We start from the raw sequence: 24,958 nt of genomic DNA, 5'->3' as shown, positions 1-24,958 counted from the left end.
ACATCTGCCCACCCCAAACACAACGTCGGCCTGACCCACCAACGAGATGGATCAGGCCGACGTCACGACGAAGGGGCATTCGCCAACAGCATCCGATGTACTGGTGGCTCCCCCTCGGCGTTCCGCCTTGTGCTCGCCTACTCCAGGTAGATGCCGGCGAATATGCCGTCGAACCCGAGCGCGGCCAGGCCCGCCTCGACACTCGGGTAGGTCGTCCCGTGCGGGCCGCCGACCAGGGCGTCGAAGTCGGCGCGGCTGATCTCGGGCTCGAGCCACTGGTTGCCACACCGGCAGCGGACCCAGACGTTGCGCCCATGGTTGATGAGCAGCCAGTCGCGTCGGGCACGGCAGGCGGAGCACATCGCGGGAATGCCGCCGAGAGCGAGTTCGCGTGAGTGGCCGACGCAGCGAATCGCCCCGGGTCCGTCGGCGGGCCGGGTCTCGGCCTGGAGCTGCAGCAGGGGATCGGTACCAGTGGGGAGGACGGGCAGCGCGGGTGCCGGCTCCGTGGTGCGGGTGGTGGTTCTGAGCACGAGCGTCATCTCCCGGTTGTCGGTCCTGTCCTCATCCGTAACAGCCGGTAGACCGGCTGTCCATACATTTCGCGGCGTCCGCTCGGTCGGTGGTCGACTGCCGGTTCGACCTGGTCAGCGACCCGGCGAGCGGCGGTTGGGGTCTTGAACTGTCCCGAGTGGTGCGGCTGCCGTCGCGTTCCGTTCGCTGGTGCGGCTGCTCGGCTTGGTGGCCTGACGGGTGGCGGCCTGCGGACGACGGGCACCTTCGCCCGGGTGTGCCGGGAGCTGGGCAATGCGCCGCAGACGCCAGACCAGGACGTCGTTTACGTCCTCGGCGCTGTCGAGTTCGCGCATGTCGATGGCCTGGCGCAGGAGGGCTTCGGAGTCGTGGCCTGCCCGCTCGGCCTGGGCGAGGGTGGCGATCAAGGCGTCGGTCCTCGCTTCCGTGCCTCCTGCCCGTACGACCTTCTCCGGCAGGACGGCGCGAAGAGTGGCTTCGTGCGTGCGGCGCTGGGCTTCTGGAAGGGCTCGGCCCTGGTCGTGCAGCACGCGCATCGGGGTGGCGGCGGCCTGCCGGTAGGCGGTGCGCAGGTGCGCGGCGGCTTGTCGGGAGGCGTGGGCCTGCTGGGCGTGTCCGCGTGCGGAGTGCCAGCGGGCGGCGGCGAGGGCGACGAGGACGAGGGTGGAGACGAGCATGGCGGTGGTGCCGCCGTCTTCGCCTCGGCCGAGCGCACCGCCGGCCTGGACGATGCCTCGGGCGGCTGAGCGGAGGGCTCGGGTGTCGGCGCGTTCGGCGCGGACGTGGCTGCGGGTCGCCCGCTCGAAGGCGCGAGCTGCGGCGGTCAGCTCGGCGCGGGTGGTGGCCGGTGAGGTCTGGGCCACCGCGTCGAGGAGTTCTCCGACGCCGACGAGCTGGGCGGCGGCCTGGCCGTCCTCGTCGCGTTCCAGGAGCGTGGCTGAGCGCTCGGCGATGACGACCGCGTTGCGTCGTTGACGGGCGGGCGGTGACCAGTTAGTCCGGTCAGCGGCGACCGCGGGCGCGCTCGGCTCCCCGGCACCGTCGGTGAGGCGCAGACGGATCTTCGGAAGGGAGAGGTCGGGGCCCAGTTTGGACCCGGGGTACCAGACCGGGGCCCCGTCGCGGTTGCGGTCGCCGGGCAGGGCCACGTTGTAGCCGAGCGCGTCACCGGACGGAGCGTGTCGCAGCTTCACCCGCACCCCCGCCTCTCGGAGTCGCGTGAAGAACTCCTCTTCCGAATCCGCTCCCGCCACGGCTCGACGAACGGCCTCACGGAGCGTCTCGCGCGAGGTCTCCGGGCGGCCGGTGCGCTCGGCCTTGAACTTCTCGGCGCTGCTGGGATTCTTCGCTGCGGTGCCGTCTCCGGCGTTCAGGCGCCGCAGGCCCATCTCCTTCTCGATGCGGCGGCATTCGGCCTGGGCCTTGTTGAAGTCGTAGTTCAGGCGCGGGTTGCGCAGGTCGCCGCGTACGAGGGTGGCGACGATGTGGATGTGGTCCTCCGCGTGGCGGACGGCGATCCACCGGCAGCCGTCGGGGTCTCCGGCCGGGGCGACGCCGGTGGCCTGGACGATGCGCTGGGCGACGGCGTTCCACTCCTCGTCGTCCAGCCGCCGGTCCCCGGGGGCGGTGCGGACCGAACAGTGCCAGACGTGCTTGGCGGGCGCGCGGTCGCCGGCCTGCTTGACCCGCAGGTCCAGGGCGGCGGTGAGCCGGGCGAGGGTGACCTTCGGGTCGGGGTCGAGGCCGGGGTCGGGGGCGAAGCCGTCCCAGGAGCCGACGAGGTGCGCGTCGATGTGCTCCTCGCGCCGTCCGGGGCCATACAGGTAGACGAGGAGGCCGTGGGTGCGGGAGCCGCGCCCTATGTCGGGAACCATCACAGCCGCCGGGTCACTAGGTCGTTCGCCGCGTCATCGACGCGGGCGAGAAGTCCGGTCAGCGCGCCCAGCGCGTGTTCGAGTTCACCGGCGCGCGGGTGGCCACCGCTGTTGAAGACGAAGGCGATCTGGTTGATGTTGTTGCCGATCCGGGCCAGCGCGGTGCGCAGTGCGGCGAGTTCGTCGATGGCGGCGTCGAGCTGGTCGTTGCTGTGCACGACGGCGTGTCCGCGGGCGGCGCTCAGGCCGGCGGTGGCGAGGAAGCGGGCGACGGTGACGCCGCGCTGGGTGGCGGCGTCGGTGATCTCGGATTGCTCGGTGTCGGAGAGGCGGGTGGTCGTCTTGCGGGCTCGCTCGCTCGGGTTGCGGCTGCGGCGGCGCGGGGTGCGTTCGGGGAAGGCGGGCGTGCTCGGGCTCGGCTGCTCGGGGTGGGCAGGGTCGTCTGCTTCTCCCCCGGTGACCGGCGCCCCCTGGTGCCGGTTGCCCGGCTGGTCCCCGAGCGCCCTCGCTCGGGGACCAGCCGGGCTTCCCCCGCCCTCTCGGGCGGGGGCAAGTGCGTACGACGGGCCGTAGGACCGTCGTACGCGATAGCTTGCTCCGCCAGGAGCCGTGGTGGGGTCACGCTGCTGTCCAGCGGAAGTGGCCACCGGGTCGTTGGTGTTCACCGGCTCGTCTCCGGGTCCTGTTGCTGGATCTCGCGGACGAGTTCCTCGATCCAGTCCATGGCCAGGACGGGGTGGTGCAGGGTCCAGGGCCGGTCGTGCTGCTCGCGTTGCACGATCCAGGTGGTGTCGGGGCCGGACTGGGCGCGGTGGAGGTGTCCGTGCTGGTGCAGGACTGTCAGCCAGGAGTCGACTTCGGCGGGCGTGGCCGGGTGAGTGCGCATCGGGTGCTCTCCGCTTCTGCTGTGGCGGGATGTCTCGGAGACGTGCGGAGCGGGTGACCGTCCGGGGTGACCGACTCGGTCACCCACTCCGTGGAGGTTCGGTCAGGGCCGGGAGGAGGTGACCGGCTGGCGGTGCTGCTCGCGCAGCTGGGCCATCAGGGCGGTCAGGGTGTCGCTGGACAGCGGGATCTGTTGACCTCGGATCGCCTGGGCGACCACCTTGCGGGTGAGTTTGTCCTCGGCCCTGACCGCCGACCGGGCGATCTTCAGCAGCTCCTCGGTGTCCGGGTCAGGACGCCGGTCACCAGTCGGCTGAGCAGCCCGGTCAGTGACCGGCGGCGAGGTGACCGGCGGGGCACTGACCGCCGCCAGGCTGCTCTGGCCGTCACCGACCGGGGCAGCGCCGTCGGGGCGGTCAGTGCCCGTCCGCCCCTTGTCCACCTGTCCCGGCAGGTCAGGGGCACCGTGGCTCCGGTTGGGGTGGTCGGTGACCGACTGGCCGCTGGCCGCCGGGGTCGAGTCTCCGGTCACTGACCGGGTGGCGGTGTCCTCGTTGGTCGGGGACAGCGGCAGCCGGTCGGTCAGAGCGGTGACCGACTGACCGGGCTCGACCTGACCGACCGCTGACCGCTGCTGCCCGGCCCGGTCGGTCCGGGTGACCTCGATGGCCTCGCCCCGGTCAGTCTGACCGAGGCGACCGGGCTCACCGAGGTTCTGTCGGTCAGCGTCCGTGACCGGGCCCCGGGCGATGAGGATGTAGAGGTGGACCGCTCCGGCCAAGGCCAGCGGGGCGATGGTGGAGAGCACCGCGACCACCGCGTCGCCGAGCCGGAGGCCGGTGCCGGCGACCGTGTCCTGGTTGATGCGGACCGCGTGGAGCGCGTTCGCCCAGATGCTGGCGGCGGTGGCCGTGCCGAAGAGGGCCCAGACGTAGAGCCGGGCGCGCAGCGGTGCGTCCCGCAGGACCAGGAGGGCTCGGATGCCGTAGGCGATGAAACCGTCGATCACCAGGGGGAACAGGTAGGTGAGGAAGCCTCGGATGTGGATGGCGACGGCCATCTGCTGCAGGGCGTCGTACGACAGGGCGCATCCCGCGCCACCGAGGGCCACGACAGCCGCGCGGTCCCACCCGGATATGTGCGCCGTCTTCGGCGCGCTCGCGATGTTCATGCCGCCGTCCCGAAGTCGTCGCGGACCAGGCGCTCGCCGCTGGTCTCGGTGGGTGGGGTGTTCGTCTTGGGCTGGTTCAGGGTTCGGTTGCGCTCGGCCCGGCGGATCTCGCGGTATCGCTTCTTGGCGTGCTCCTCGGTGACCTTCAGAAGCCAGGCCAGGCGCTGCTCGCTCACCCCGTGGCGGTAGGCCGCGTACTCGACCGCGCGGCGCTCCGTATGTGTGAGGTGCACGTCGCGCCCGGCGATGGTGGCGTTGACGCGGCTGTAGTCGAGGCGGCTGACGAGCTTGTCGTGCAGCGGCCCGCGTTCCTCTTCCGTCAGGCCGCCACGGATCCCGTCGGTGTCACCCCCTTCGAGAGCGGCGTCCAGGCAGGTGCGGCGGACCGGGCACTGGCCGCACAGGGCCTTGGCCGTGGCAATCTTGGCGGTCTCGTCGGGTTCGGGGAAGAAGACTTCGGGGTCCACCGGGTTGTACTCGGTGCTCTGGCAGATGGCATCGGCCTGCCAGGTCTGGTCGCCGAGCTGACGGTGGTGGGCGGGGCCGTTCATCGTGCTGGTCATGCGGGGTGCTCCGATCGCTCTCCGCGCGCAGGGGCGTCGGCGGAGAGGTGCGCTGGCGGTAGGCCCCCCTCGGACGGCGCTGCGGGGGCGCGGTCCGGCGGGGTGGCCTGTGGGGAGTCAGGCGGCGGCGCTGTGGCGTCTGCGGTCGACGGCCTCGAACTCGACTCGGGCGGTCATTTGCGCGAGCCTGCTGGCGACGCGATCCCCGAGGTACGAGCGCAGGTCCTTGATCGCCAGGTTGGTCGTGATCAGCGTGGGGAGTTCGTAGTTGTACCGCCGGTTGATCAGCCGGTACGTCACTTCCTCGACCCACTCGCTGGCCTTGGCCGCGCCGAGGTCGTCAATGATCAGCAGCGGGCAGCGGCTGACGGCCGCCAGCTCCCGCTCGCTGTCGACCCCGGGCCGGGGGCGGAGATCGGCGTAGAGGTCGGCGGCGGTGGTCGCGCGCCAGCGCACGCCGACCCCGCTCTCTACGAGCGCTCGGACCGCGCCGTACGCCTGGTGTGTCTTGCCCGCGCCGACGACTCCGGCCATCAGGAGGCTGGGCCCGGTGATGACCTGCCGCCGGGCTCCCCGGCTGGGGGCGACGGCCGCCTCGGTGACCTTACGGACCCAGTCCAGGACCATCGGGTGGTCGGCGACCGCCGACTGGTAGCGCGGGGGCATCCCGGCCAGGAGGGCGTCGAGCGGGGAGAACGGCTCGGGGTCGTCCGGGAGCGCGGCGGCGTCGGACGGGTCGATGTTGCGGGCGGCCAGGATCCGGGCCATGCGCTCCAGGGTGCCTTCGTTGCCGAGGAGCTGCGGTTCGCGGCGACGGGTGTGCATCACAGCTCCTCGGCGTAGGCGGCGGAAGCGTTGGCCGGGTTGGTCCACGCCTGGTGGGCGGGCACGTTAGGCCGGATTCCCGGCCGCGCCAAACCTCCGGGGCGAGCGTTCATCGCCTCGTTGACCATGCTGGTCAGGACGCTCGGGTGCTTGGGGTTGGCGGTGAAATTCGCCAGCCCGGCCCGGATGTGCACCGGAGCGATGCCCTCGTCCAAGAGCTTCTTGATGATCCGTCCGAGGTGCCCGATCACGTCGCTCGGGGGGCGCTGGTCGCACCCGGCTACGTACTCGCCGACGAGGTCCTTGGCGGAGATGCCGGCTGCGGGCGCTGTGCGCCCCGTAGGCACAAGAGATCCAGGATCCAAGATCCTAGATCCAGGCGCCGAGCCTTCGGGCAGGCCTCGGGGAAGGTTCGAGGAGTCGTCGGAGAACGCCTCCTGACCTGGGGTTTCCGATCGGGAGCCGCCAGGGACGTCGACCAGGTGATCGGTGGCTGCCTGCCGGTCGGCCGGGGACATAATCGCGTGCCCGGGAGACGTCGAGGTGGCCTGGGCGGGCAGATCGAGGGGTCGGGGCGCGTTCGGCGAGGTCTCGGCGAGTCCTCCGGGAGCGGTGGGCGAGCCCCCGGTCTGCTTTGTGCAGTTGCCCTTGCAGGGGCCGCACCGGCCGGCAGCCTGGTGCTGCGGGCACGAGGGCAGGCGGGACTGACTCGGCTTGTCGATCTTCTGGTGCTCGGACCAGGTCACGATGTGGAGGTAGCGGCGGCCGTCGCAGCCGGTGTACCGGCAGATCAGGCCGGCGCTCGCGAGCTGGTGGAGATCGTCCTCGACGTGGACCGAGGTGTGCTCGGCGCGCAGGGGCCACAGGAGCCCAGCGATGATCGCGGCGTTGTCGCGGTGCCGTCCGTGGTCGTCGGCCTGGGTGAGAAGGCCGAAGAAGGTCCGCTCGGCCTCGACGCTCACTTCGGCGAGCGACTCGGAGAAGAACGCCTCTGGCTTGATGGTGCGTATCCGGGCCATGTCAGCGGCTCCGACCAGCGGCGACCAGGTCGCTGCAAGTGAGGGCGGCGCGCTGGATGTCGAAGGTGTGCGGCCGGGTCCAGTCCACCTCCGGCCAGACCCGCAGGATCCAGCGGGCGGCGACCGTCGCCGTCGTCCGACTCACCTCGAGGGCCTTCCCGCCCTCGTCCCGGATAGCGGCACTCGGGTGGGGCCACCCCCGGCTCGGGTCGGTGAGGCTGACTCGGATGGTGGCCGCGCCCGGGATCATCTCTGCGAGCTGAGCAGCGAGGCGGCACTGTCGTTGGGGATCCGGGCAGGCTGGGTTGACGCTCGGCGTGGCGAGCATGTGATACTCCGTTGTTCGTAGGAACGCGGTGCGGCGGTTCTCGTGCAAAAGCCCCGCCGCCCGCGAGATGTGAATCGATGCCCCTCGGGGTTGTCGGCCCGACGCCTCGGGAGTTGGTAGCTCCCGGGCGCCGGTCTCCTTCGCCCCTGCGGGCTCATGGCCCGTGTGCGTACATCACCCCTCCCCTCCTGGCTCACCCTGACCGGTGATTCATTTGCGCGGACCAGGACCATATGGCGAGCCCTGACACAAGTCCAGCCTCTCCACATGCCCTGACCAGGCACTGAACACTGCACTGGATGACTCCAAGCGCCAACGTACACCGCAGTTGCGCGCTTCCGTCAACTGCAATGTCGATACGCATGGCGCCCTGGTCATGATCACCACTGAAGTGGATACGATGGTGGGCATGACGAAGGGCTGGAGATGACCGAGAGGAACGAGCGCACCTTTGCGGAGCTGCTCGACTACTTGTTCCGGGAGGTGCACCCGAAGGGGCGCAGCCCGTACACGTACGCGGAGGTGTCTCAGGGCATCCGCGACACATCAGGCGTGGCCATCTCCGCAAGCGCCATCCAGCAACTTCGAACCGGGACCAACACGAACCCGAAGATGCAGACCATCCGGGCTCTGGCCGGGTTCTTCGGGGTGAGTGCGGGCTACTTCTTCGACGAGGCGGAGGCCGAGCGGCAGCGCGCGGAGATCCAGGTGGTTGCCGCCATGCTCGACCAGGGGGTGCGCCGGGTCGCCTTGCGCGCTAACGGACTCAGCGCGTCCAGCCTGAACATGCTGAACACCGTGATCGACCAAGCCCGTCGACTTGAGGGCATGCCGGACGAGGCGGACGAATCAGGGCTGCTCGACGACGAGTGAGGACATCTCCGTTTCATTCCGGAGCATGCCCCCTCCTGGCGCTCAGGAGCCGGCACCGCCTTCGCCGACTTCCATCAGCACGACCACCCGAAGGTGATCACTACGCATCGGCCGCAATGCGACGATGCGGATCGCGACCTCCCGCCCCTGGTGGTACGGAAGCCTGAGCCGGCGGAAGTCACCGTGGGAATGCTCGGCCATCTCGCGACGCTCCCACATCTCCCGTGCGGCCGGAGATTCCACGAGAATGTCGCGCTCCAGTTGCCGCAGCGCCCCGTTCTCCGGGTGATGCGCGCGCTCATAGCGAATCTGCCCAAGAAATGGGCGCGCCCAGTCCTCCTCCCAGTTCACGAGTTGCTCGCGGGCCTCCGGGTCCAGAAGCGCCCATCTCATCTGATTGGCCCGGTAAGTGACCCAGGGGAACCAATCCACCAGCGGACCGTTATAGCCGATCACGTTCCACGCGAGGTCCGTCGCGAAGGCCGGATTGGGAGTCTGACCGTCCAAAAACCGCTGGAGTAGAAACTCGTCCACTTCCGCAGCCCTGCCCGCCTCCGGCACAACAGCAAGCGCTGGAGGGCGGCCGACGGCTCTCAAGTACAGCGCGCGACGCTCGGCGGGGCTCAGCCCGAGCACCGATGAGATCCGATCGAGGAAGTCGGACGAGTACTGGGCTTCATTACCGCGCTCCAGCTCGCGATACCAACGCTCACTGACTCCCGTCAGGCGTGCCACGTCACGCTGCGTGAGTCCGTCACCCCGGCGCCCCGTAGACACCAAGCCCGGGATTCGTCGAGGATTCGCCCGTCTACGCCACGCCCGTAACAGCTCAGGCAGGGACTCGCCGACGGGTTCACCACCTTCACCCCGCCCGCCCCGAGAATCCATGACGCGAGACTAGGGGCCGCTATTGAGTGACGTACACCACAACCTGCATCAAATGCCTGACGAATGATCATGAGTCAGTCATTCAGCGTAGTCAGACATAACGGGTAGTCGATCCTTCAATTACTCGCGACGTCGCACCCTCCACCCCGAGATAGCGAGCACAATCCAGCTCGGACCACGCTCGGGAAACTCGCCATCCACAGCTCCAGCGCTCCTCACGATCACCCTTCGTAACCGGAACTCTCGGTTCCCGGAAGTGTGAGTTCCGCCTTCCGCTTGGCATCCTCATCGCTGTTACTCACTAGCGAGTTGGCGCACCGCCGAAACCGAGGAGGGGGACTTGCGTGCCTTTGCCAGAAATCGACGAGAGCCGACTTCGCACATCATGTGAGGAGCAGGTTGATCTACTGTCCCTGCCACACCGCTTCAGCACGCGTGATTTGCGTGACGCGATAGCAGATCTCCGCGGCAAGCCGATCGTCATGGCGCCGCTGAATACGCTCGGCGCAGTCGACGCGCCATGTGGGATAAGGATCGAAACCCCGACGGTCGACCTCCTTTACTACGAGGAAGGTACGTCTATCCACCACCAGAGACACATCCTGACTCACGAGCTGTGCCACGTGTACTACGACCACCCGGGGAGTCTGGAGGTCGACACGGACATGGCCCGCATCCTCGGTGTGAACCCCACGCTGGTGACGCGCATGTCCGGGCGCACGAGCTACTCGACGGCCGACGAACGGGAAGCGGAGATGATGGCGACGGTCATCCGCCAGCGCATCTACCGCGAGCGTGAATCTCCCTCTCTGCGGCCGAAGAAGGGGCCGGACAGCTGGGACGCACTCTTTGCCCAGCCCATCAGGAAGCGGCGGTTCCGCTCACGATGAACACCGTCTTCCTCGGCATGGCCTCCCTGCTCGCTGCGGCTTCCGGCTACTGGGTGCTCGGGCGAGGCACGCCACGTCCGACCGGGACGTGGGCCATGGGTGCGCTCCTCGCCTCGTTCGCCTTGGCCTTCGCCTCCTACGCACCGCTGTTCGAGGACGCTACCGAGACGGCAGTACCGCACGTCGCCCGGTTGCTGAGCAACTGCGCCTCGGTGGCAGCCGCCACGGCAGTCCTGGCCGTCTCCTTCCAGCTCAACCTCGAGCCCGCAGAGGCACAGCGCCGGATCCGACTGCGCCTCTTCCTCCTCGCTGGGTCGGCCTTCGGCATGACCATCCTGTTCGCCTACGAGCAGATGGCCCACCGCTCTCCGCAGGCGTACGCGCTCTACCTGCTCCTGTACATCTCCTACCTGAGCTTCGCCGTCGTCGACTTCCTGGTGCAAGTCGTGCGCCAGTCGAAGTCAACGCGCCGCAGCAGCGTACGAATCGGTCTCCGGTTGGCAGCGGTTGGCTGCGGATCCGCGCTCGTCTACACGGCGTACAAGCTGACGCGGCTCCTCGATCTGGGTCTGGGTCTCCACCTCATACCCGCCCACCCGGAATGCTCGTCACTCGTGACCATGCCGTGCGTCTTCAGCGTGACCTCGCCAGCGCTCGCCGTCCTCCTGATCTGCCTCGGCCTCACTCTGCCTGCTGTGGTCTACCCGCTCAGCCAGGCCCGCCGCCGCCGATGGGAGGCGCAGTCTTTCGAGGCGCTTGACTCCCTCTGGCAGGACCTCTCAGCTGCGATGCCCGAGATCGTCCTGACCGCCGCAGACGATGCCCAGGACTCTTCGAATGACTCGGACTTCCTGCTCCAGCGGCGGGTCATAGAGATCAGCGACGGCAGCCTCGCCCTTCGGGCGTTCCGACCCCGTGCAGTACAGGAGGCGGCCCAGGACGCTTTCGGCACTGGGACAGAGGAACGTGCTGCGGCAGTCGAGGCGGCTGTCGTGAAGGCGGCGCTGGCCGGCTTGAAGACAGGCCGCGTCGCCGACGACGTCGCCCCGCCAGCCGCGGGTGCCGCCTCCCGGAAGGATCTGCGGGCAGCCACGGAGTGGCTCCTTCTGGTAGCTGACGCTTACGTCAACCGTGTCGGGCGTGTCAGAGACGATGGCCGACCAGAACTGGTTGGAGCCTGAGAGCATGACCGACCCGACGCAGGACCCCCGCTTTACCCAGGACCCCTACCCCACGTACGCGGCTATGCGGTCCACGTGTCCGGTACAGCCCGTGCCCGCGGGCTCCGGCGGGCGTACCAGTTACCTCGTCACCGGCTACGCGGAAGCCCGGGAAGCCCTCGGCGACGCTCGGCTGTCGAAGGACACAGCCGCATTCTTCGCCGGTAAGGGCACACAGCGTCGGCTACACCCTGCGGTGGCTCACACCATGCTCGCCAGCGACCCACCGCAGCACACCCGTCTGCGCAAGCTGGTAACCAAGGCGTTCACGACCGGAGCCGTCACGAAGCTCCGTCCCTTCATTGCCCAGGTCACCGAGGAGCTGCTGGATCAGTGGCCCGTCGGCGAGCAGTTCGACTTCGTGGCCGGCCTCGCGGTCCCCCTACCGGTCCTGGTGATCTGCGAGCTACTCGGAGTACCGGAGGGAGACCGGTCCGACATCCAGCGGTGGTCCGCAGAACTGTTCGCGGCGGGAAGACCTGACGTCGTCGACGCGGCCTCGCATTCGATGGCCGATTACATGACCAGCCTTATCGCCGCCAAGCGCCTGGCCCCCGGTACCTCTTTGCTTGACCGGCTCATCTCGGCTCGCGACGGAGACGATCACCTGAGCGAGGAGGAACTGGTCTCTCTCGCGGTGCTGCTGCTCGTAGCCGGGCACGAGACCACCACCAACTTCCTCGGCAACGCCGTCCTGGCGCTGCTTCAGCACCCGGCACAGCTGCATCGTCTTCAGGAGAATCCAGACGACGTCCCTGCTGTGCTCGACGAGCTGCTTCGGTTCGAGTCCCCTGTCAGTACAGCCACATTCCGCTTCACCACCGAAGCGGTCAGGCTCGGCGGCACGGACATCCCGGCCGGTGTACCGGTGCTGGTCGCTCTCGGAGCAGCCAACCGGGACCCGAAACGGTTCCCCTCGCCGGACATTCTCGACCTGGAGCGAGACACCGCTGCCCATCTCAGCTTCGGCCACGGCATCCACCGCTGCGTCGGCGCTCCTCTCGCCAAGGCCGAGGCTGAGATCGCCCTTCGGATAATCCTGACGCGGTTCCCCGAGGTTCGACTTGCCGTTCCGTCTGATCGACTGGCGTGGCGGCACACCCGTCTCGTTCGCGGGCTCGCGTCGCTCCCTGTCCTGGTGTAGCCGCTCGCCAAGCCCTCAGCAGACCGTCTGCTCGCCGTGCGCGCGGAAGTCATGTTTCTGCCTCGAGGCGAGCAGGATGCTGGCTCGCGCCAAATCTTCTGGAGTCCCCACCGCTATGCCATCGTCCGCGACAAACGGATTGGGCTCGTTCATCCCGCGCCCCCAGACAGGGGGCGCGAGCCGGTCAGGACTGCTCGACGGCCACCTTCCGCAACCAGCGGCGCGTTTGGCGCCGGTTGGCCAGCAACACCACGTCGGCGCCGGCGCCGAACTCCTCGATCTTCGCCATCACGCGGGGTCGCATCTTGCGCCGGTACGTGGCGACGTACTTGATCACGCCCCAGTGGATGCGGTTGTGCACTCCGTTGCCCTTGTGCCCGGCCCCGTGCCGGAGCTGCCGGGAGAAGATCCCGTACAGGGCCGCCACGGTCGACACGTCCATCAGGACCACCGTGTCGCAGGCTTCGAGCCTTACCTGCAGCGTCGAGTTGTAGTTGCCGTCGATCACCCACCGCGGCTGCGAGACCAGCTCGCGCTGCACGTCGGTGAACTTGTTCCTGGGCAACGCGTTCCACTCGTCGTCGTAGAACGCGGCGTCGAGGTGCGTCACCGGGGCGTCGAGGACCCTGCCCAGCTCGCGGGCCACGTGGGACTTGCCACTGCCTCCGCAGCCGACGATGGCGACCTTCCTCATGGTGCTCCAGCGTAGAGAGGTTGAGGTGATCGGCGAGCCAACTCGCGGGCCGTGCTGTGTCTGGCCTCTCCCCTGCCTGTTCAGTTCGGCGCTCAGAGAGCCCTCTACCGACGATGAGCGTCGCCACTCGCCCTGGCTCCCCTGGTGCTCGACGCCGTGCAGGGTGGGCTGCTCTGGCTGCCCAAGCGTTACACCTCAACCCTGTGCGCCAGTCCCTTCCTGCTGAGGGTGAGAGTGTTCGACGCTGGCACGGATCACCTCGTCGCTGCCCTGCAATGCCTCTGTCATCCTTGCGAGCCAGGGCTCGGGGAGGCTGCCGCTCCCCAGCGCGCATGCATGGACAAGCCGTTGGGCCGCCTCGACCTGGCGCGGCTCGGCGAGACTGGTGAACCGGTGGTCGGCCAGGCACTCACGGGCGGCGTAGCCGTCGGTCGCCGCGGCGGCCCGGCAGTGGAGCTCTGCAACCATCCGGTGCGCTGCGTCTTCCTGGTGCGGCTCCAGCAGGTCCAGGATCGTCAGGCCGAGGCGCGTGTCGAAGACGGTCATGCCCTGGTCGGGTTGGTGCTCGACGTAGTCCTCGACCAGTGTGTCGAGGAGGGGTACGGCCGGGCCGCGAAGGGCCTTTTTGCACATCACGTCGAGGCAGCCGGTGACGGCGTTCTCCCAGCGCTCTCCGGGTGTGGTCATGCTGACGAGCGCTGCGGCGTCGTTGGGGGTGTGGCTGAGCGCGGCCAGGACGGCGACCTGGCGGCCATCCAGCATGCGCTGCCCGATGCCCCGGTGCTCCTTGATGTAAGCCAGCGCTTCCGCCCAGCGGCCGGCCGTGGTCAAGGTGCGGGTGCCGTCGGCCAGAACGACCTTCCACAGCCAGGTGCGCACCTCGTGGCGGTCGGTGTCGGTGAGGGTGACGTCGGCCGGGACGTGAACTCCCTCGAACTGAGCGCTGGTGCCGTTGGTGACGGCGTCGAAGAGGTGCAGCAGACGGTGACGCCCGTCGTCGGCGGCGCCCGCGCGGATCTGGAGGCGGGCGAGGTTCACCACGGGTTCGAGGGCGCGGATCGCGGTCATGCCGGGCAGGGGGGTGGCGTGGAGGTAGGCGGCGGCGTGCTGGTGGCACATCTTCCGCGCGAGGTCGGGCAGCCCGAGGTCGGAGGCGATGAGGGCGGCCTGGTTGTAGACGGCCGAGGCGAGACCCTGGTCAGCCTTTGCGGCTGCGGCGTCGGCGAGTTCGGCCAAGCCGTGCACGCGCCGGGGCAGGGGCAGGCACGCGGGTCGGAATCGATAGATGAGCGGAAAGCGCTGGGCTATGGGTCCGTTCAGGTCCATGAGGTCCCCCGGGGATGAAGACGACGAGGAGCGGGGAAGGGCCGCGTAGTGCCCGCCGGCCGGTCGGCGGGCACCACGCAGGCGGATCAGCTACTGCCAGGTGACGCGGACGCGGTTCAGCGGGGTGTCGAGGACGAAGACACCGGGCTGCTCGTCCGCGGGCGCATCGAGCGGCAGGATCTCGAAGGCGGCGTCCCGGCCGCGGTACTCGCGGTCCCAGGTGCGGACCGCGTCGGCGACCTTGGCGGCCAGCTCATCGCTCCCGGGGCCGTGGCCGATGACGCCGAACTCCCAGAGCTTGGCGCCCTCGGGGGTCTTCTGCTCCGAGGGACGCCGCGCGAGGTAGGTGAGGGCGCCCTTCTCGACGGCGGCCGTGGCCGAGGGGTAGGGGTCCTCGGTAAGCAACGTGCCCTTGGCGGTCTGGGGGAAGAGCATCCGGATCAGCCCGGATGGCAGGACGCAGGAGACGAACAGCTCCATCCACTCCGGGGACTCCCCGGCGCGGACCGTCATCCCGGTCCACTCCTCGACGCGCGGCTGGTCAAGGACACCGGCAAGGGCGTCGGCGTCGAGCGTCAGTCCGGCCGGGGCCTGGAGGCGCACGGCGCCGTCCGTGCTGAGCGGCACGGCGCGGCGGTCGTCGTCGGCGATGCCCCGGCGCAGCGGCATGAAGGTGTTCATCTCCGAGCCGACCGACTGCCACCGGCCGTCGCGCTTCACGTAGATGATGGAGCGCGAGACGCTGCCCGTGAGCCGCTGCGGGGTGACGAGTCGGCCGCCTTCGGCGAGTTGGTCGAGCCAGGCGTGGGGGATGCCGTGCGCGCCGACGGTGGCGATGATCCGGTCGTACGGGGCGCCTTCGGCGTGGCCGAGGGCGCCGTCGCGCGTCAGGGCGTCGACGTTGGTGGCTCCGGCGGCGGCGAGGTGGGCTCGGGCGCCTTCGACCAGGTCGTCATCGACGTCGATGGTGGTGACGTGTCCGCTCGGGCCGACGAGGTGGCCGATCAGGGCGGCGTTGTAGCCGGTGCCGGCGCCGAGTTCGAGGATGCGCTCGCCCGGCTGGGCTTCGAGCTGGTCCAGCATGAGGGCGACGACGGCCGGCTGGGAGGCGCAGGAGATCGAGGTGCCCTCGGGGTCGTACTTCACGTTGACCGGGCTGTTGTCGTAGGCGTCGGCCAGCGGGGTGTCGGGGACGAACAGGTGCCGGGGCACGGCGCGCAGGGCGGCTTCAACCGCGGGGGTGCGGGCGTGGCCGTCGGCCTTGATCTGGTCGACCAGGGCGTTGCGGAGCTGTTCGGCGTTGGCCTCGGGGGCGGTGAGTGTGTCGGTGTTCACCGTGCTGACGCTATGGGCCGCGGAGCCTGATTCTGTTGCTGACGCGGTGTTTTCACTCGAACCCATGATTGCCTCTCGTGCGATGTGGAACAGGGTGTGCTGGTCGGCGGACGGCAGACCGGCACGGTTGGCGTGGAAGATGGCGTGGTGCGCGATGATGGCGCGCAGTCCGCGGGTCAGGTCGCCCTGGGCGGCGAGGTAGGCGAGCGTGGTGCCGACGCGCTCGAAGGCGGCGACCCAGTCGGCGTGGCCGTCCAGCGGCCCGTGCTCGCGGCACAGGCTGCGGGCCTCGGTGGTCATCAGGGTCCGCATCGCGGAGGTCAGGCGCATGGACGCAGGCGTGCCGGTGCCGGGGCGCAGTGCGGAGACCTTCGCCCACACGTCGCCTTGCTCGAACCAGTCGAGGTTCGCGGCGCGCATCATGCTGCTCATCAGCAGGATGGCGGTCTCGCGTCGCCCCAGGTGCTCGTTGTGGACGGGGTGGGTGAGGAGGTGGCGGCTGTCCTCGTGGAAGAGGGCGTGCGCGGCCGTCATGGCGTCCGCCCCGCCGAACGCCTCGGTCTCCGGCTCGTAGATCCCGGTCGTGCAGGACTGCGCCTTGCCGTCCGCCACCCACTCGTCCAGCAGAGTCAGCACGGTCGGTGACGGCTGGTCGGCGACGTATCGCAGGCGCCAGGGCTGCTTGTTCATGAACCACCAGCCGCTGAGCTGCCCGTCGGCCTCGGCGGCGAGCAGAACGGGGGCGAGGTGTTCGGTGACGGCGCGCCGTCCGGTGTCCCGGTCGGGGAAGGTGATGTTGTGCTGCTGCCAGCGATCGGAGCGCATTGCGAAGTCCTTCGGGTCGGATTCAGGCGGTGAGCAGGCAGGCGTCCCAGGAGGTGCGGGGCGGCTCCGCGCTGGCCGCGGTGATCAGTCCCAGCGCGGTTCCGGCGGCACCGTCGAGGAGCCCGGGGCCCGCCGCGTCCTTCAGCAGCAGGGCGGCGGCGTCGTACGGGTCGGTGCCGGGCGGGACCAGCACGGCGAGAAGGGCAGGGACGGTGGCGCGGAGCTGACCGGCGGTGGCACGGTCTGCGTCGGCGGCAACGCGTGCCGCGACGTGGACGAGACCGGCGAAGCCGTGGCACAGGCCGCTGTCCGTGGTGGCGCGAAGCTGCGCGCGGTCGCTCAGCGCGTTCAGCAAAACGGCCTCGGACTCGGACTGAAGGCCGCTGTCGCCAAGGGCGAGCGCGGCGAGCTGCTGTGCGCGGGCAAGGCCCGCAGTGCCGTAGCACCAGCTCGGCCGCCGTGGTGCCGCGGCCGCGGGCCGGCCGCTGCGCAGTTCCTCGCGGCTGATCCAGTACGGCCAAGCCGTGCCGCGCCCGGTGGGCGCCTTCCACTGCTCCAGCCAGGCAAGGATGGTGTGCATCGCCTGATGGTGGCCGGTGACGGTGGTGCCGCGGCGGGCGGCAAGCGCCAGCAGCGCGAGGACCGCGCCGACGCCGTGCGCCATGCCGTGGTTGGCGTGCCCACCGGGGAAGCGGTCGTCCGGCCTGCCGGACGGCCCGGTCGGTACCCACCAGCCCGGCAGGCGTTCGCCGCTGTCGGTGACCGGGTCGGTCAGGCGCACGCAGTAGTCGAGAACGGCCCGGGTCACCGGGCCCGCAGGGTCGCGGCGCAGCAGGTAGGCGCCGTACCCGCTCAAGCCCCGGATGGCGTCGAACTCGGCGAGTGCCGGAAGCTGCCCGGCTTCGACCCGGCGGTGCGCGGCGTCAAGGCGCCGCCGGACGTCTGCCGTCACCTGCCGGTCCAGCACATCAAGGCCACGCCGGTAGGAGTCCGGAAGCTGGTCGGCTGCGCACGCCACGGCATGGGCGAGCGCCGGGGCGCCGTAGAAGGGGTGGCTGTCTGGGCCGCTGGTGAAGGGTTCGCGGGCCGCGGCGGACAGCCAGTCGTGGGCGCGCTGCCAGGGGGCGAGCCCGGCCGCGGCGCGCTCGATGTGCAGCAGAGCGATGCCGGTCGGGCCGTAGGCGAGGTGCTGCCGGTTGTCCTCGGCGGTGACCGCCGCCGGCGCCTGGTCGGGGTGGGCGAGCCGGTCGGCGACGGCGGCGGCCACCGCGGCTGCGGTGTGGGTCACGGTCGCCTCCCGGCACGGGCGGTGAAGGCCAGAGCGGCGGCGCGGGCCAGATACAGGCAGACCTCTTCCTCGGAGAAGTCCACCGCGACATGCCGCACGAAGTGGACGTGCAGTAGGGAGGTCAGCACGCCGTCCACGGCAATGCCGTCGGCGTGCGGGCCGGACAGGTACGGCCCGTACGCGGCGAGCGCAGCGGTGCGCTCGGCCCAGGCGTCCACGATCGCGGCGCCGCCGGGCGCTGACCGCAGGGCCGCCCAGTCACCGCGCGGGTCTGCCAGCCGCACGGCGTCGGTGAACTGCGAGCGGGGTACCGGGTTCGGCGCGGTCGGCTCGATGTGGTCGATCAGCCAGCGCGCGCCGGCGTCCGGGCTGCCGAGGAGGGCGGAGGCGATGGCGAAGAAGTGCGCGGCCACGAGCGTGCGCTGCGCGGGCCGGACGGGCTGGGCGAGCTGCGCCACCGTGGCCAGGGAGTCCGCGCGGAACACGGCCTCGGCCGCGTCCCATGCCGGTCCGGAGCCCCACCGGCCCGTCTCGCGGTAGGAGGTGGGGTAGCGCAGGTCCGCCAGCAGCCCAGCGGTCCGCAGCTCGTCGGCCCAGGCGCTGACCGTGTGGGTGGTGTCGGCGAAGTCCTCCGGGTCCGGCAGTGCGATCCGCAGGCGAAGGTGCTGCTGGGGGTCGCGGAATCGGACGTACCACCAGCGAGGAGAGCCGAGGCGCCCCATCAGGTCGGGCACGTGCCGAGTCAGCAGGGTGTCTTGACGCCGCGGGTCGCCGTACAGGGCTACGAGGAGCACCGGGGAGGCGGCCGGGGTCTGGATCTGGGCTGGGGACAGCGCGCGGGCGGTGGTCGGCGTGGGAAGCGCAGGCCAGGCCGGAGGCCGGACCGCTTTGAAGGGGACCGCGATCTCGTGGGCCCGGCCCCCGCTCCAGCCGTCCGCCCCGGGAGGAGCGGCTTCCGTCAGCAGCGCCGTACCGGCGCGGTCGAGGTGCTGGCGCAGCAGGCTCCGGTGGCCGGGCTCATCGAGGTCGAGCGGCAGGCGCCGGTCGTCCTGGACGAGGTGCAGGTGCTGCGGCAGGCGCCTGCGCTCCCGCCAGCGGGACAGCGCCGCGTCCCAGTCCGCGCCGGGGCGGTGGCGGTCGGGGAGGTCGCCAGCCTCCAGCCGCCAGCGGGCCGCGACCAGCACGATGCGGCCGTACCGCAGGCGGGGGAGGAACGGCATTGCTACGGCGGCGCCCCAGTCGAACCGGGTGACCTGGGCGTTCTGCGCCCGGGACACCTCGGTGATCAACCGCGCCAGGGGCGGGGTGTGCTCGGCAAGGTTCAGTGCATGCATGCCGACGGCCTCGACGCGCAACCCGCGGCCCGGAGCCGCCAGGTACATCCGGCGCCCGTCGCACGCCACCGCCAGATCAGCCGGCGTGAGCACCGCGGCATCGGGGGCGCGGTGCTCCTGCAGGCTGATCACCAGCGGCAGCACGCGCGGGGTTCGGGTGACGTGGGCGGTGTCGGGCAGCAGCGCGGGGAAGGAAAGCTGCGCCGCCACCGTGCCCTCGTCAGCCGTGGGCAGGTCAGCCAACTCCGCGCGCAGGCACTCGCGTTGTGTGGCCGGGAGGACGCTAAGGAAGCGTCCGACGGTAACCCCGGCTCCGCGTGACACGCTGGTCAACTCCACGGTGAACCGCCCACGGCGGACTTCGGCGAGGCTGGCCGCGTGCAGCCGCACGCCCACCTCCAAGTGGGACGGTATCCGCGGCTCCTGCGGGCCTCGGTCCAGGGCGGCCACGATCTCGTCGGTCAGTACGACCTCGTCGCGGCCGTCGAGCGCCGCGGCCTGGGCGAGGCGGAGCAGCACGTCGTCCCGCGGCGACAGGCGCCGGCGGCCTTCGCCGGTCGGCCTGCCCGGGTACCCGTCCGGGTAGCCGACGCCGCTGTCTGCGACAACTTCCATAAGCGGCACCATGGTGCCGACGCCGAACCGCTCGTAGAACCGCTGGTGGTACTCGTTCCACGGCTCGGTACCGTACGGGCGGGCGCAGAGACGGGTGAGGATCGTGGCGGCGCGCTCGACCTCGCGGGCGACCAGATCGGGGAGCACCACGGTGGCGTCCAGGCACAGGTCCAGGGCGAGCGGGTGACGGCGGAGGCCCGGCACCAGATCGTGCATCCGGGTCGCTACGGCGTCCCGGCCCTCTGTGGTGCCGCACTGCTCCAGCCCGGCGTGGACGGCGCGCAGCTCTTGGACGACGGGTGCCAGGAGACGAATGTCCTCGGCACGGACCGCGTCGAGCTGGGTGACGAGGTGACCGAGCGCGTCGGTCTCGGTCGCCGGCGCGTGGAGGTTGGTGATCAGCACGCGCCGCCGCACCAGGCCGGCGAGGAGCCGCTTGACGCGCTCCGGGGCCACGGCCGGGAACTCGGCCATCAGCTTCTCGGCGAGTTCCCCGATCCGGATCGGCGCGTCAGCCGCGCGGAGGATAAGCCGGACCGGCGCCGACAGCTCGACGGACGCCTCGACCGCTCGCCGCTGACCAGTCGGCCCGTCGTCCTGGTAGGGGACGACGAGACTGCCGTCGCGTTCGAAGGTGGTGTTATTGACGACGACCGACAGGAGCGGCAGCAGCTCTCCGCTCCTTTCTAACTGCTCGATCAGCCTCCCCACCCACTCCGCACCGGCGCGGGCCACGACCACGTGGTTCTGGCCCCAGCGGGAGTGGGGCTCGGCGTCGAAGGTGGCCGTGGTGACTCCGGCGAACAGTCCGAACGGTGTGGGCCGGTGCAGCGCGCGCAGGAGGTAGCGCGCCACCGACACTCCAACGCGGCGGACTTCGCGGGTAGAAGGGGAGTTAGCACTCTCCAGGACCTCGACTTCGGCGGCGAGAACCGGGCTGGCATGGCGGAGGGCCTGTGCGATGCCCGGGTCGTGCCAGATGCTGCGAATCCAGGCGAGGCGTCCGGTGGTGACCTCCTCCAACTCCTCGGCTCGGAAGGACCGGTCGTCGAAGTCCGGTAGGGGAAGCTGGGTCACCGACGGTCGAGCGGCTGCGCGCACCAGGGCGGTCGTGCCCGCCTTGAACACTGGGGGTATTGCCACGTGACGTGTCCCTTCGTGCGTCTGGAGGGGCGGTCGGAGCCGACGCGCCAAGTAGCGCGACAGCACCGACCGCGGTTCATGACCTGATGACCGGGTTCAGACGGTCAGGGTCAGTCGGTGAAGGTGACGCAGGCGCCGCAGGAGCTGCCGCACCCGTCGTCGGTCAGGACGGTCAGCCCGGCCGCGTCGGACACCTCCAGGAGGGAGACGTTCAGGTCGAACCCGTCCGACTGGCCGCCGGCCGTCGGCTCCTGGACCTGGGTGGTGCTCTTGGTGACGATTCGCGTCATAACAACTCCAGGTGATTCGTTGGTGTGTAGGACAGGTGGTGCTTGCCAGCGCACTGAGGACCGTGGCGTAGCGACGGGGCTACGCCATGGGTTCAGGTTCTGGCCATCCCGGTCCGATGGTCGGGCCGGGAAGCTCTGGGGTGCTGCTCGACGGTCCGGTCCTTTGGCCAGGACCGTCGAGCAGCCGTCTATGCGGCGGGCACAAGATCGTCCAGGCTGACGACCTCGTAGTCCCGCAGTTCGCGTACGAGCTGAGAGGCGAGGAACCAGTCGATCTGGGGATGGTTGTAGGGCAGGGGAGCGTCCGAGGCGGCGAGGGGCTGGATGCCGTCGGCGGTGTACTGGTACGGGGTGCCGATGACGCCGTAGAGCGGGAACCGCGTGGCCAGCAGGGCGACGTGGCCCTGGCTCCTGAGCCGGGGGCACCGCCGGGCCGCCATCCGGGCGTGCTCCAGACACACCGGCGGCTGCGCGGTCTTCACCGGCCCGGTGTAGTCGTCGCCGTCGTCGGCCGTCTCTACGAAGAGGATGCCGTCGCTACGCTTCAGCGGGACCGTGCACACCTGGCAGCGCAGGAGCGCCATCGTGATGCGCTGGCGGAGCGGGTGCACCAGCCGCCACCTCGGGTTCCCGGTGGGCTGTCCCGCGAAGCCGAGTGACATGGAGTACCGGGCCCACAGCACGCCGCGGAGATCTCGGTCGGGCCCTGCCTCGTCCTTGTACCCGAGCCGCGGGCGCCGGTCAGGACCGATGCGTATGTTCAGGTTGAGGAGGGAGTCCGCCTCTTCGCCTTCACGGGCGGTGATGTACGGAACGACCAGGTCGGCTGCGGTGATCGTCATGCCGCGCTTCCGACCGTGAGCGCGAGCGGCCGGTGGGGGGCGACGATACGGCCGTCGGGGAGGAGTTCTCCGGTGTCCTCGAAGACAAGCACTCCGTTGCACAGCAGGCTCCAGCCCTGCTCAGGGCGGTGCGCGACGGGGCGCGCGGCCTCCCTGTCGGGAGCCATGGCCGTGGGGCACGGCGGGTTGTGCGCACACATGGTGCTCGTCCTCTCGGGTGGGAAGTTGGGCCCTCTTCGGCCAGCTACGGTGCCGTGGGGGAACACGGTTCGGGCACGGCCGAAGAGGGGGACTTGTGGCACCGCCCCATGAAGGCCGCTATGGCTGCTTCGCTGTAGCCGTAGAAGCGCCCCAGGGTGGTGGCAGTGCGGTCGCCCTCGAGCGTGAGTGGTCTCTCTCCCCCCACTCGACAACGAAGCAGGGATCCGGGTGAGACGACCACTGCACGCGCAGGTCTCTTTAATCGCGGTCATGCCGCGCCTTGCGGGTCACCTGCAGGCACGATGCAAAGGTCGAGTCCCACCTCACGGAGCGGCAGGAAATGTGTTGCCTGGTTGGCGTATCCCTCGAACGTCAAAACGGCCCTCCGATCAGGCGGATTGGTAGACGGTGACGAGCACTGCGAACACGGTGACGACGAGGAGAACCTGAGCGCTGGCCTGTCTCCAGCCCCAGCCCTTCGCATCCATCCACCGCAACGGTCGCCTTCAAGTCGGACCGGACAGCTCCTCGGGGATCACGAGGTGAATGAATGCCTGGTACCGCTCACCCAGCTCCTTGATCACAGCGCGATACTCGTCGTCATCGGAGCTGATGTTGTGCCGGTCGAGGACGATCACGCCGTCCGCGAAGCCGCCTCGGATCAGTCGCTCGACCTCCCCCCAGCCAGGGCGCTTCCAGGGCGGCGTGTAGACGCCACAGCCGGCACCCGAGCCGGGGAGGCACGTCGTGGTCACGGGAACGGCTACGTCGTGAAACCTCGCTCCCATTGCGTAGCCACGTTGCTCAGCCTCGGTCTGGAGGGTGTTCCAGTCCTCATCCGGGCTGGCACTCCTGCTAAGCACCAAGCTGTACGCCAACACCCGGAGACGGCGATCACCGGAGCGGCGGTCGCACCTTTCGGTCGCCTCGCGACGGAACTGCTGACGGAGCCGGATGAGCTCGCCGCTGCGCGCCGGACGCTCCAGCGGGGCGGGTTTGCGGTACCACTCCTGGGTTCGAGCAGTGTCGGTGTCCGTTCGGTCCCGGGATCCCATCAGGCTGATCCGTGGACTGGAGACGGCGATCATGTCGCCCCGGCTTCTACGTGTCTTCATGGTCGCCTTCCCCTAGATCGCGCTCAGCCCGCGCAGGGCTCATCCGACGGTTGCGCAATGCGTTCGGTCCGACCGACCACTACGTTCGCTACTGACGTGAATCAGGTCCGTGCCAGGCGCCGTTCGGATACCGTGTGATCAGCTCGTACCGACGATGAAAGCGGTACGGAACCCCGGTGGGCAGGCCCTAGATGGAGCCTCACACGCTGGCTCCGCAGGCCCCATGGAGAGCCGCCCCTGTCGCTGACATCGAGCGCGGGTGAACGAAAGTCCACGGTGGAGGAGGAAGCGTGGGGCAGCAGCCGAACGAGCTGACTCCGGACGCCGGCCCATGGCACCGCTGGGGTTACGAGCTACGCCAGTTCCGCGAGGCCCGTCTGTTGTCGCAGCAGGCTCTGGCTCGCAGGGCGTTGATCGACCGTTCACATCTCGGGCGCTTCGAGCGCGCTGAACGTCCCGTCCCGAAACATGCGGCCATCACTCTCGACGACATCCTCGATGCAGCCGGTGCATTGGTTCGTGGCTGGGACAGCGCGGAGCGCGAGGCCCCCCAGGATTGCTCTGTCCCGGTGTCCAGAGCCGGGACAGCGACTCATGGGGCCAGTACACGGGGTCATGGGGCCAGCGCCCCGGAGACCCTGGCCATGAACGCGGTCGTGCGGGCAGGCTCGCTTGGAGACGACACGGACACGGTCGTCGTCCCCGCCCGCATCCACGGAAGGATCCTCTTCGTGCCCGTGCCCCGCCGCGTTGTTCTCGCCTCAGGGATCGCCGGCCTGGCTGCGACAGCCATGCCGGCCGCGACGTCGGCGGCTGCCACCGAACTCGCCGACATGGGGTCTCCCTTCGAGCACTTCGCGCAACTCCGCCGGGTCATGATCCAGACCGACAACCTCATCGGCCCCCGGCACGTGTTGCCCGCCCTGCAACAACACCTCGTCTCCCTTGCCACAAGACGTCGATCCGCTCGTGGCACCGACGCCATCGAGCTTCTCGCCTTGGAGACGCGATACGAAGAGCTGGCAGGCTGGTTCGCCCAGGACATCGGCGACGAGCGCACCGCCCACGGCCACACCGCGAAGGCACTGGACGCTTCCCACATCACCGGCGACACCGATCTCACCGCGTACATCCTCGGCCGTAAGGCACAGCTGGCTGTCGACACCGGTCATCCTGCCGACGCTCTCGGCCTCGCCGCAGCCGCCCGACGCACCGCCCGACCCGGGAGCCGCCTCGAAGTCATCGCCGTTCTGCACGAGGCCCACGCGCGTGCCGTACTCGGTGAAGGCAGCGAAGCCCACAGGGCCTACGACACCGCGCTTGCTCTTCTCGGGCGCGCGGGCTCCGACGGTGTCTGGGGTTCCTGGCTCGATGCGGCGTACGTCAGCACCGCCCGAGCTCGCTCCCTCGCCACACTCGGCGAGTATGAGCAGGCCGCGGCAGGCTTTGACAGCGCCCTCGCAGTGCTCCCGTCCGCATATCGCCGGGACCGCGGTGTCTACCTAGCTCGCGCTGCACGTGCCCATGCGGGCACAGGCAACGTGACCCTCGCTGCCCGAATCGGTGGGCAGGCCGTCGGGATCGCAGCCGAGACCGGATCTGCCCGCATCTTCGGACAGCTCGACCGGCTCGACCAGGCACTGGCCCCCGCAACCGGCGAGGACGGCGTCGCCGAGTTCCGCGCCTCACTCGACCGCATCGTTCTTCATCCCGCCTGACTCACCCGCGCACACCGC

25 protein-coding genes and 1 pseudogene are annotated in these 24,958 nt (G+C 69.9%); 6 read left to right on the top strand and 20 right to left on the bottom strand.

Annotation, left to right across the window (positions count from 1 at the left end):
* Nucleotides 1-137 precede the first annotated feature (137 nt).
* From ABT001_RS29655 to ABT001_RS29615, 9 genes are all read right to left on the bottom strand, one after another.
* Entirely contained in the window at nt 138-542 is a 405-nt protein-coding gene (locus ABT001_RS29655) for a hypothetical protein (protein WP_351283746.1), read from the bottom strand.
* Between the two features lie 105 nt (nt 543-647).
* Complete coding sequence (locus ABT001_RS29650; RefSeq protein ID WP_351283744.1) at nt 648-2,408, bottom strand: relaxase/mobilization nuclease domain-containing protein; 1,761 nt, start codon at nt 2,406-2,408, stop codon at nt 648-650.
* Nucleotides 2,408-3,055, bottom strand: a complete 648-nt coding sequence (locus tag ABT001_RS29645; RefSeq protein WP_502967545.1) for a plasmid mobilization protein — start codon at nt 3,053-3,055, stop codon at nt 2,408-2,410. The genes ABT001_RS29650 and ABT001_RS29645 overlap by 1 nt, the downstream gene beginning before the upstream one ends.
* Nucleotides 3,056-3,069: 14 nt before the next feature.
* Nucleotides 3,070-3,294: a hypothetical protein gene (locus ABT001_RS29640; protein WP_003972986.1), complete on the bottom strand. Its 225-nt coding sequence runs from the start codon at nt 3,292-3,294 to the stop codon at nt 3,070-3,072.
* Between the two features lie 102 nt (nt 3,295-3,396).
* Entirely contained in the window at nt 3,397-4,464 is a 1,068-nt protein-coding gene (locus ABT001_RS29635; RefSeq protein WP_351283738.1) for a DUF2637 domain-containing protein, read from the bottom strand.
* Nucleotides 4,461-5,027 carry a WhiB family transcriptional regulator gene (locus ABT001_RS29630; protein WP_351283735.1) on the bottom strand — a complete coding sequence of 189 codons (567 nt, stop codon included), beginning with the start codon at nt 5,025-5,027 and terminating at the stop codon, nt 4,461-4,463. Before ABT001_RS29630 ends, ABT001_RS29635 begins: the two co-directional genes overlap by 4 nt.
* Nucleotides 5,028-5,144: 117 nt before the next feature.
* A complete protein-coding gene (locus ABT001_RS29625; RefSeq protein WP_351283733.1) occupies nt 5,145-5,852 on the bottom strand; it encodes an ATP-binding protein in 708 nt (235 codons plus the stop codon).
* Nucleotides 5,852-6,871 (bottom strand): hypothetical protein, encoded by a 1,020-nt coding sequence (locus tag ABT001_RS29620; protein WP_351283730.1) that lies wholly within the window; start codon nt 6,869-6,871, stop codon nt 5,852-5,854. The genes ABT001_RS29625 and ABT001_RS29620 overlap by 1 nt, the downstream gene beginning before the upstream one ends.
* Nucleotide 6,872: 1 nt before the next feature.
* Nucleotides 6,873-7,199: a transcriptional regulator gene (locus ABT001_RS29615; RefSeq protein ID WP_351283728.1), complete on the bottom strand. Its 327-nt coding sequence runs from the start codon at nt 7,197-7,199 to the stop codon at nt 6,873-6,875.
* 426 nt (nt 7,200-7,625) lie between these two features.
* Here ABT001_RS29615 and ABT001_RS29610 point away from each other — a divergent pair, with 426 nt between their 5' ends.
* On the top strand, nt 7,626-8,072 hold the full coding sequence (locus ABT001_RS29610; RefSeq protein WP_190874915.1) for a Secondary metabolite protein: 447 nt from the start codon (nt 7,626-7,628) through the stop codon (nt 8,070-8,072).
* 42 nt (nt 8,073-8,114) lie between these two features.
* On the opposite strand, the gene ABT001_RS29605 is transcribed toward ABT001_RS29610, so the two are convergent.
* Complete coding sequence (locus ABT001_RS29605) at nt 8,115-8,960, bottom strand: helix-turn-helix domain-containing protein (RefSeq protein WP_351283725.1); 846 nt, start codon at nt 8,958-8,960, stop codon at nt 8,115-8,117.
* Between the two features lie 440 nt (nt 8,961-9,400).
* Here ABT001_RS29605 and ABT001_RS29600 point away from each other — a divergent pair, with 440 nt between their 5' ends.
* Genes ABT001_RS29600 through ABT001_RS29590 form a run of 3 tightly spaced genes read left to right on the top strand, consistent with a single transcriptional unit; the run spans nt 9,401 to nt 12,214 of the window.
* On the top strand, nt 9,401-9,850 hold the full coding sequence (locus ABT001_RS29600; protein WP_238441908.1) for a regulator component: 450 nt from the start codon (nt 9,401-9,403) through the stop codon (nt 9,848-9,850).
* Entirely contained in the window at nt 9,847-11,031 is a 1,185-nt protein-coding gene (locus tag ABT001_RS29595; protein WP_351283722.1) for an MAB_1171c family putative transporter, read from the top strand. The genes ABT001_RS29600 and ABT001_RS29595 overlap by 4 nt, the downstream gene beginning before the upstream one ends.
* A 4-nt stretch (nt 11,032-11,035) precedes the next feature.
* Entirely contained in the window at nt 11,036-12,214 is a 1,179-nt protein-coding gene (locus tag ABT001_RS29590; RefSeq protein WP_351283719.1) for a cytochrome P450 family protein, read from the top strand.
* A 184-nt stretch (nt 12,215-12,398) separates the two neighbouring features.
* Here the strand turns inward: ABT001_RS29590 and ABT001_RS29585 are convergent, their stop codons facing one another.
* The 10 genes from ABT001_RS29585 to ABT001_RS29540 form a co-directional block, all read right to left on the bottom strand.
* On the bottom strand, nt 12,399-12,908 hold the full coding sequence (locus ABT001_RS29585) for a P-loop NTPase family protein (RefSeq protein WP_351283717.1): 510 nt from the start codon (nt 12,906-12,908) through the stop codon (nt 12,399-12,401).
* Nucleotides 12,909-13,103: 195 nt separating this feature from the next.
* Complete coding sequence (locus ABT001_RS29580) at nt 13,104-14,234, bottom strand: hypothetical protein (protein WP_351283714.1); 1,131 nt, start codon at nt 14,232-14,234, stop codon at nt 13,104-13,106.
* Between the two features lie 90 nt (nt 14,235-14,324).
* On the bottom strand, nt 14,325-16,394 hold the full coding sequence (gene fxlM / locus ABT001_RS29575; protein WP_351283712.1) for a methyltransferase, FxLD system: 2,070 nt from the start codon (nt 16,392-16,394) through the stop codon (nt 14,325-14,327).
* 22 nt (nt 16,395-16,416) lie between these two features.
* Nucleotides 16,417-17,682, bottom strand: a complete 1,266-nt coding sequence (locus tag ABT001_RS29570) for a lanthionine synthetase C family protein (protein WP_351283709.1) — start codon at nt 17,680-17,682, stop codon at nt 16,417-16,419.
* Entirely contained in the window at nt 17,679-20,774 is a 3,096-nt protein-coding gene (locus tag ABT001_RS29565) for a lantibiotic dehydratase (protein ID WP_351283707.1), read from the bottom strand. Before ABT001_RS29565 ends, ABT001_RS29570 begins: the two co-directional genes overlap by 4 nt.
* A 110-nt stretch (nt 20,775-20,884) precedes the next feature.
* Nucleotides 20,885-21,064, bottom strand: coding sequence for an FxLD family lanthipeptide (locus tag ABT001_RS29560; RefSeq protein ID WP_028444064.1), 180 nt, complete (start codon nt 21,062-21,064; stop codon nt 20,885-20,887).
* A gap of 188 nt (nt 21,065-21,252) precedes the next feature.
* Nucleotides 21,253-21,906, bottom strand: coding sequence for a hypothetical protein (locus ABT001_RS29555; protein WP_351283704.1), 654 nt, complete (start codon nt 21,904-21,906; stop codon nt 21,253-21,255).
* Entirely contained in the window at nt 21,903-22,106 is a 204-nt protein-coding gene (locus ABT001_RS29550; protein ID WP_037830893.1) for a DUF5999 family protein, read from the bottom strand. The genes ABT001_RS29555 and ABT001_RS29550 overlap by 4 nt, the downstream gene beginning before the upstream one ends.
* Before the next feature lie 44 nt (nt 22,107-22,150).
* Entirely contained in the window at nt 22,151-22,312 is a 162-nt protein-coding gene (locus ABT001_RS29545; protein ID WP_351283702.1) for a DUF6302 family protein, read from the bottom strand.
* A gap of 301 nt (nt 22,313-22,613) precedes the next feature.
* Nucleotides 22,614-23,222, bottom strand: a complete 609-nt coding sequence (locus tag ABT001_RS29540) for a hypothetical protein (RefSeq protein ID WP_351283699.1) — start codon at nt 23,220-23,222, stop codon at nt 22,614-22,616.
* 290 nt (nt 23,223-23,512) lie between these two features.
* Here ABT001_RS29540 and ABT001_RS29535 point away from each other — a divergent pair.
* Together ABT001_RS29535 and ABT001_RS29530 are read left to right on the top strand one after the other, a co-directional pair.
* Nucleotides 23,513-23,731 (top strand): annotated as a pseudogene (locus tag ABT001_RS29535) (helix-turn-helix domain-containing protein); the annotation flags it as partial.
* A 135-nt stretch (nt 23,732-23,866) separates the two neighbouring features.
* Nucleotides 23,867-24,940: an NsdA family TPR-like regulatory protein gene (locus ABT001_RS29530; protein WP_351283751.1), complete on the top strand. Its 1,074-nt coding sequence runs from the start codon at nt 23,867-23,869 to the stop codon at nt 24,938-24,940.
* Nucleotides 24,941-24,958 lie beyond the last annotated feature (18 nt).

Origin of the sequence: Streptomyces sp. NPDC002793, from assembly GCF_040295485.1 — a bacterium.
In the GTDB taxonomy this organism is placed as follows: domain Bacteria; phylum Actinomycetota; class Actinomycetes; order Streptomycetales; family Streptomycetaceae; genus Streptomyces.
Note: the sequence above shows the minus strand (reverse complement) of the source record. Positions and strands in the feature narration are given on the sequence as shown.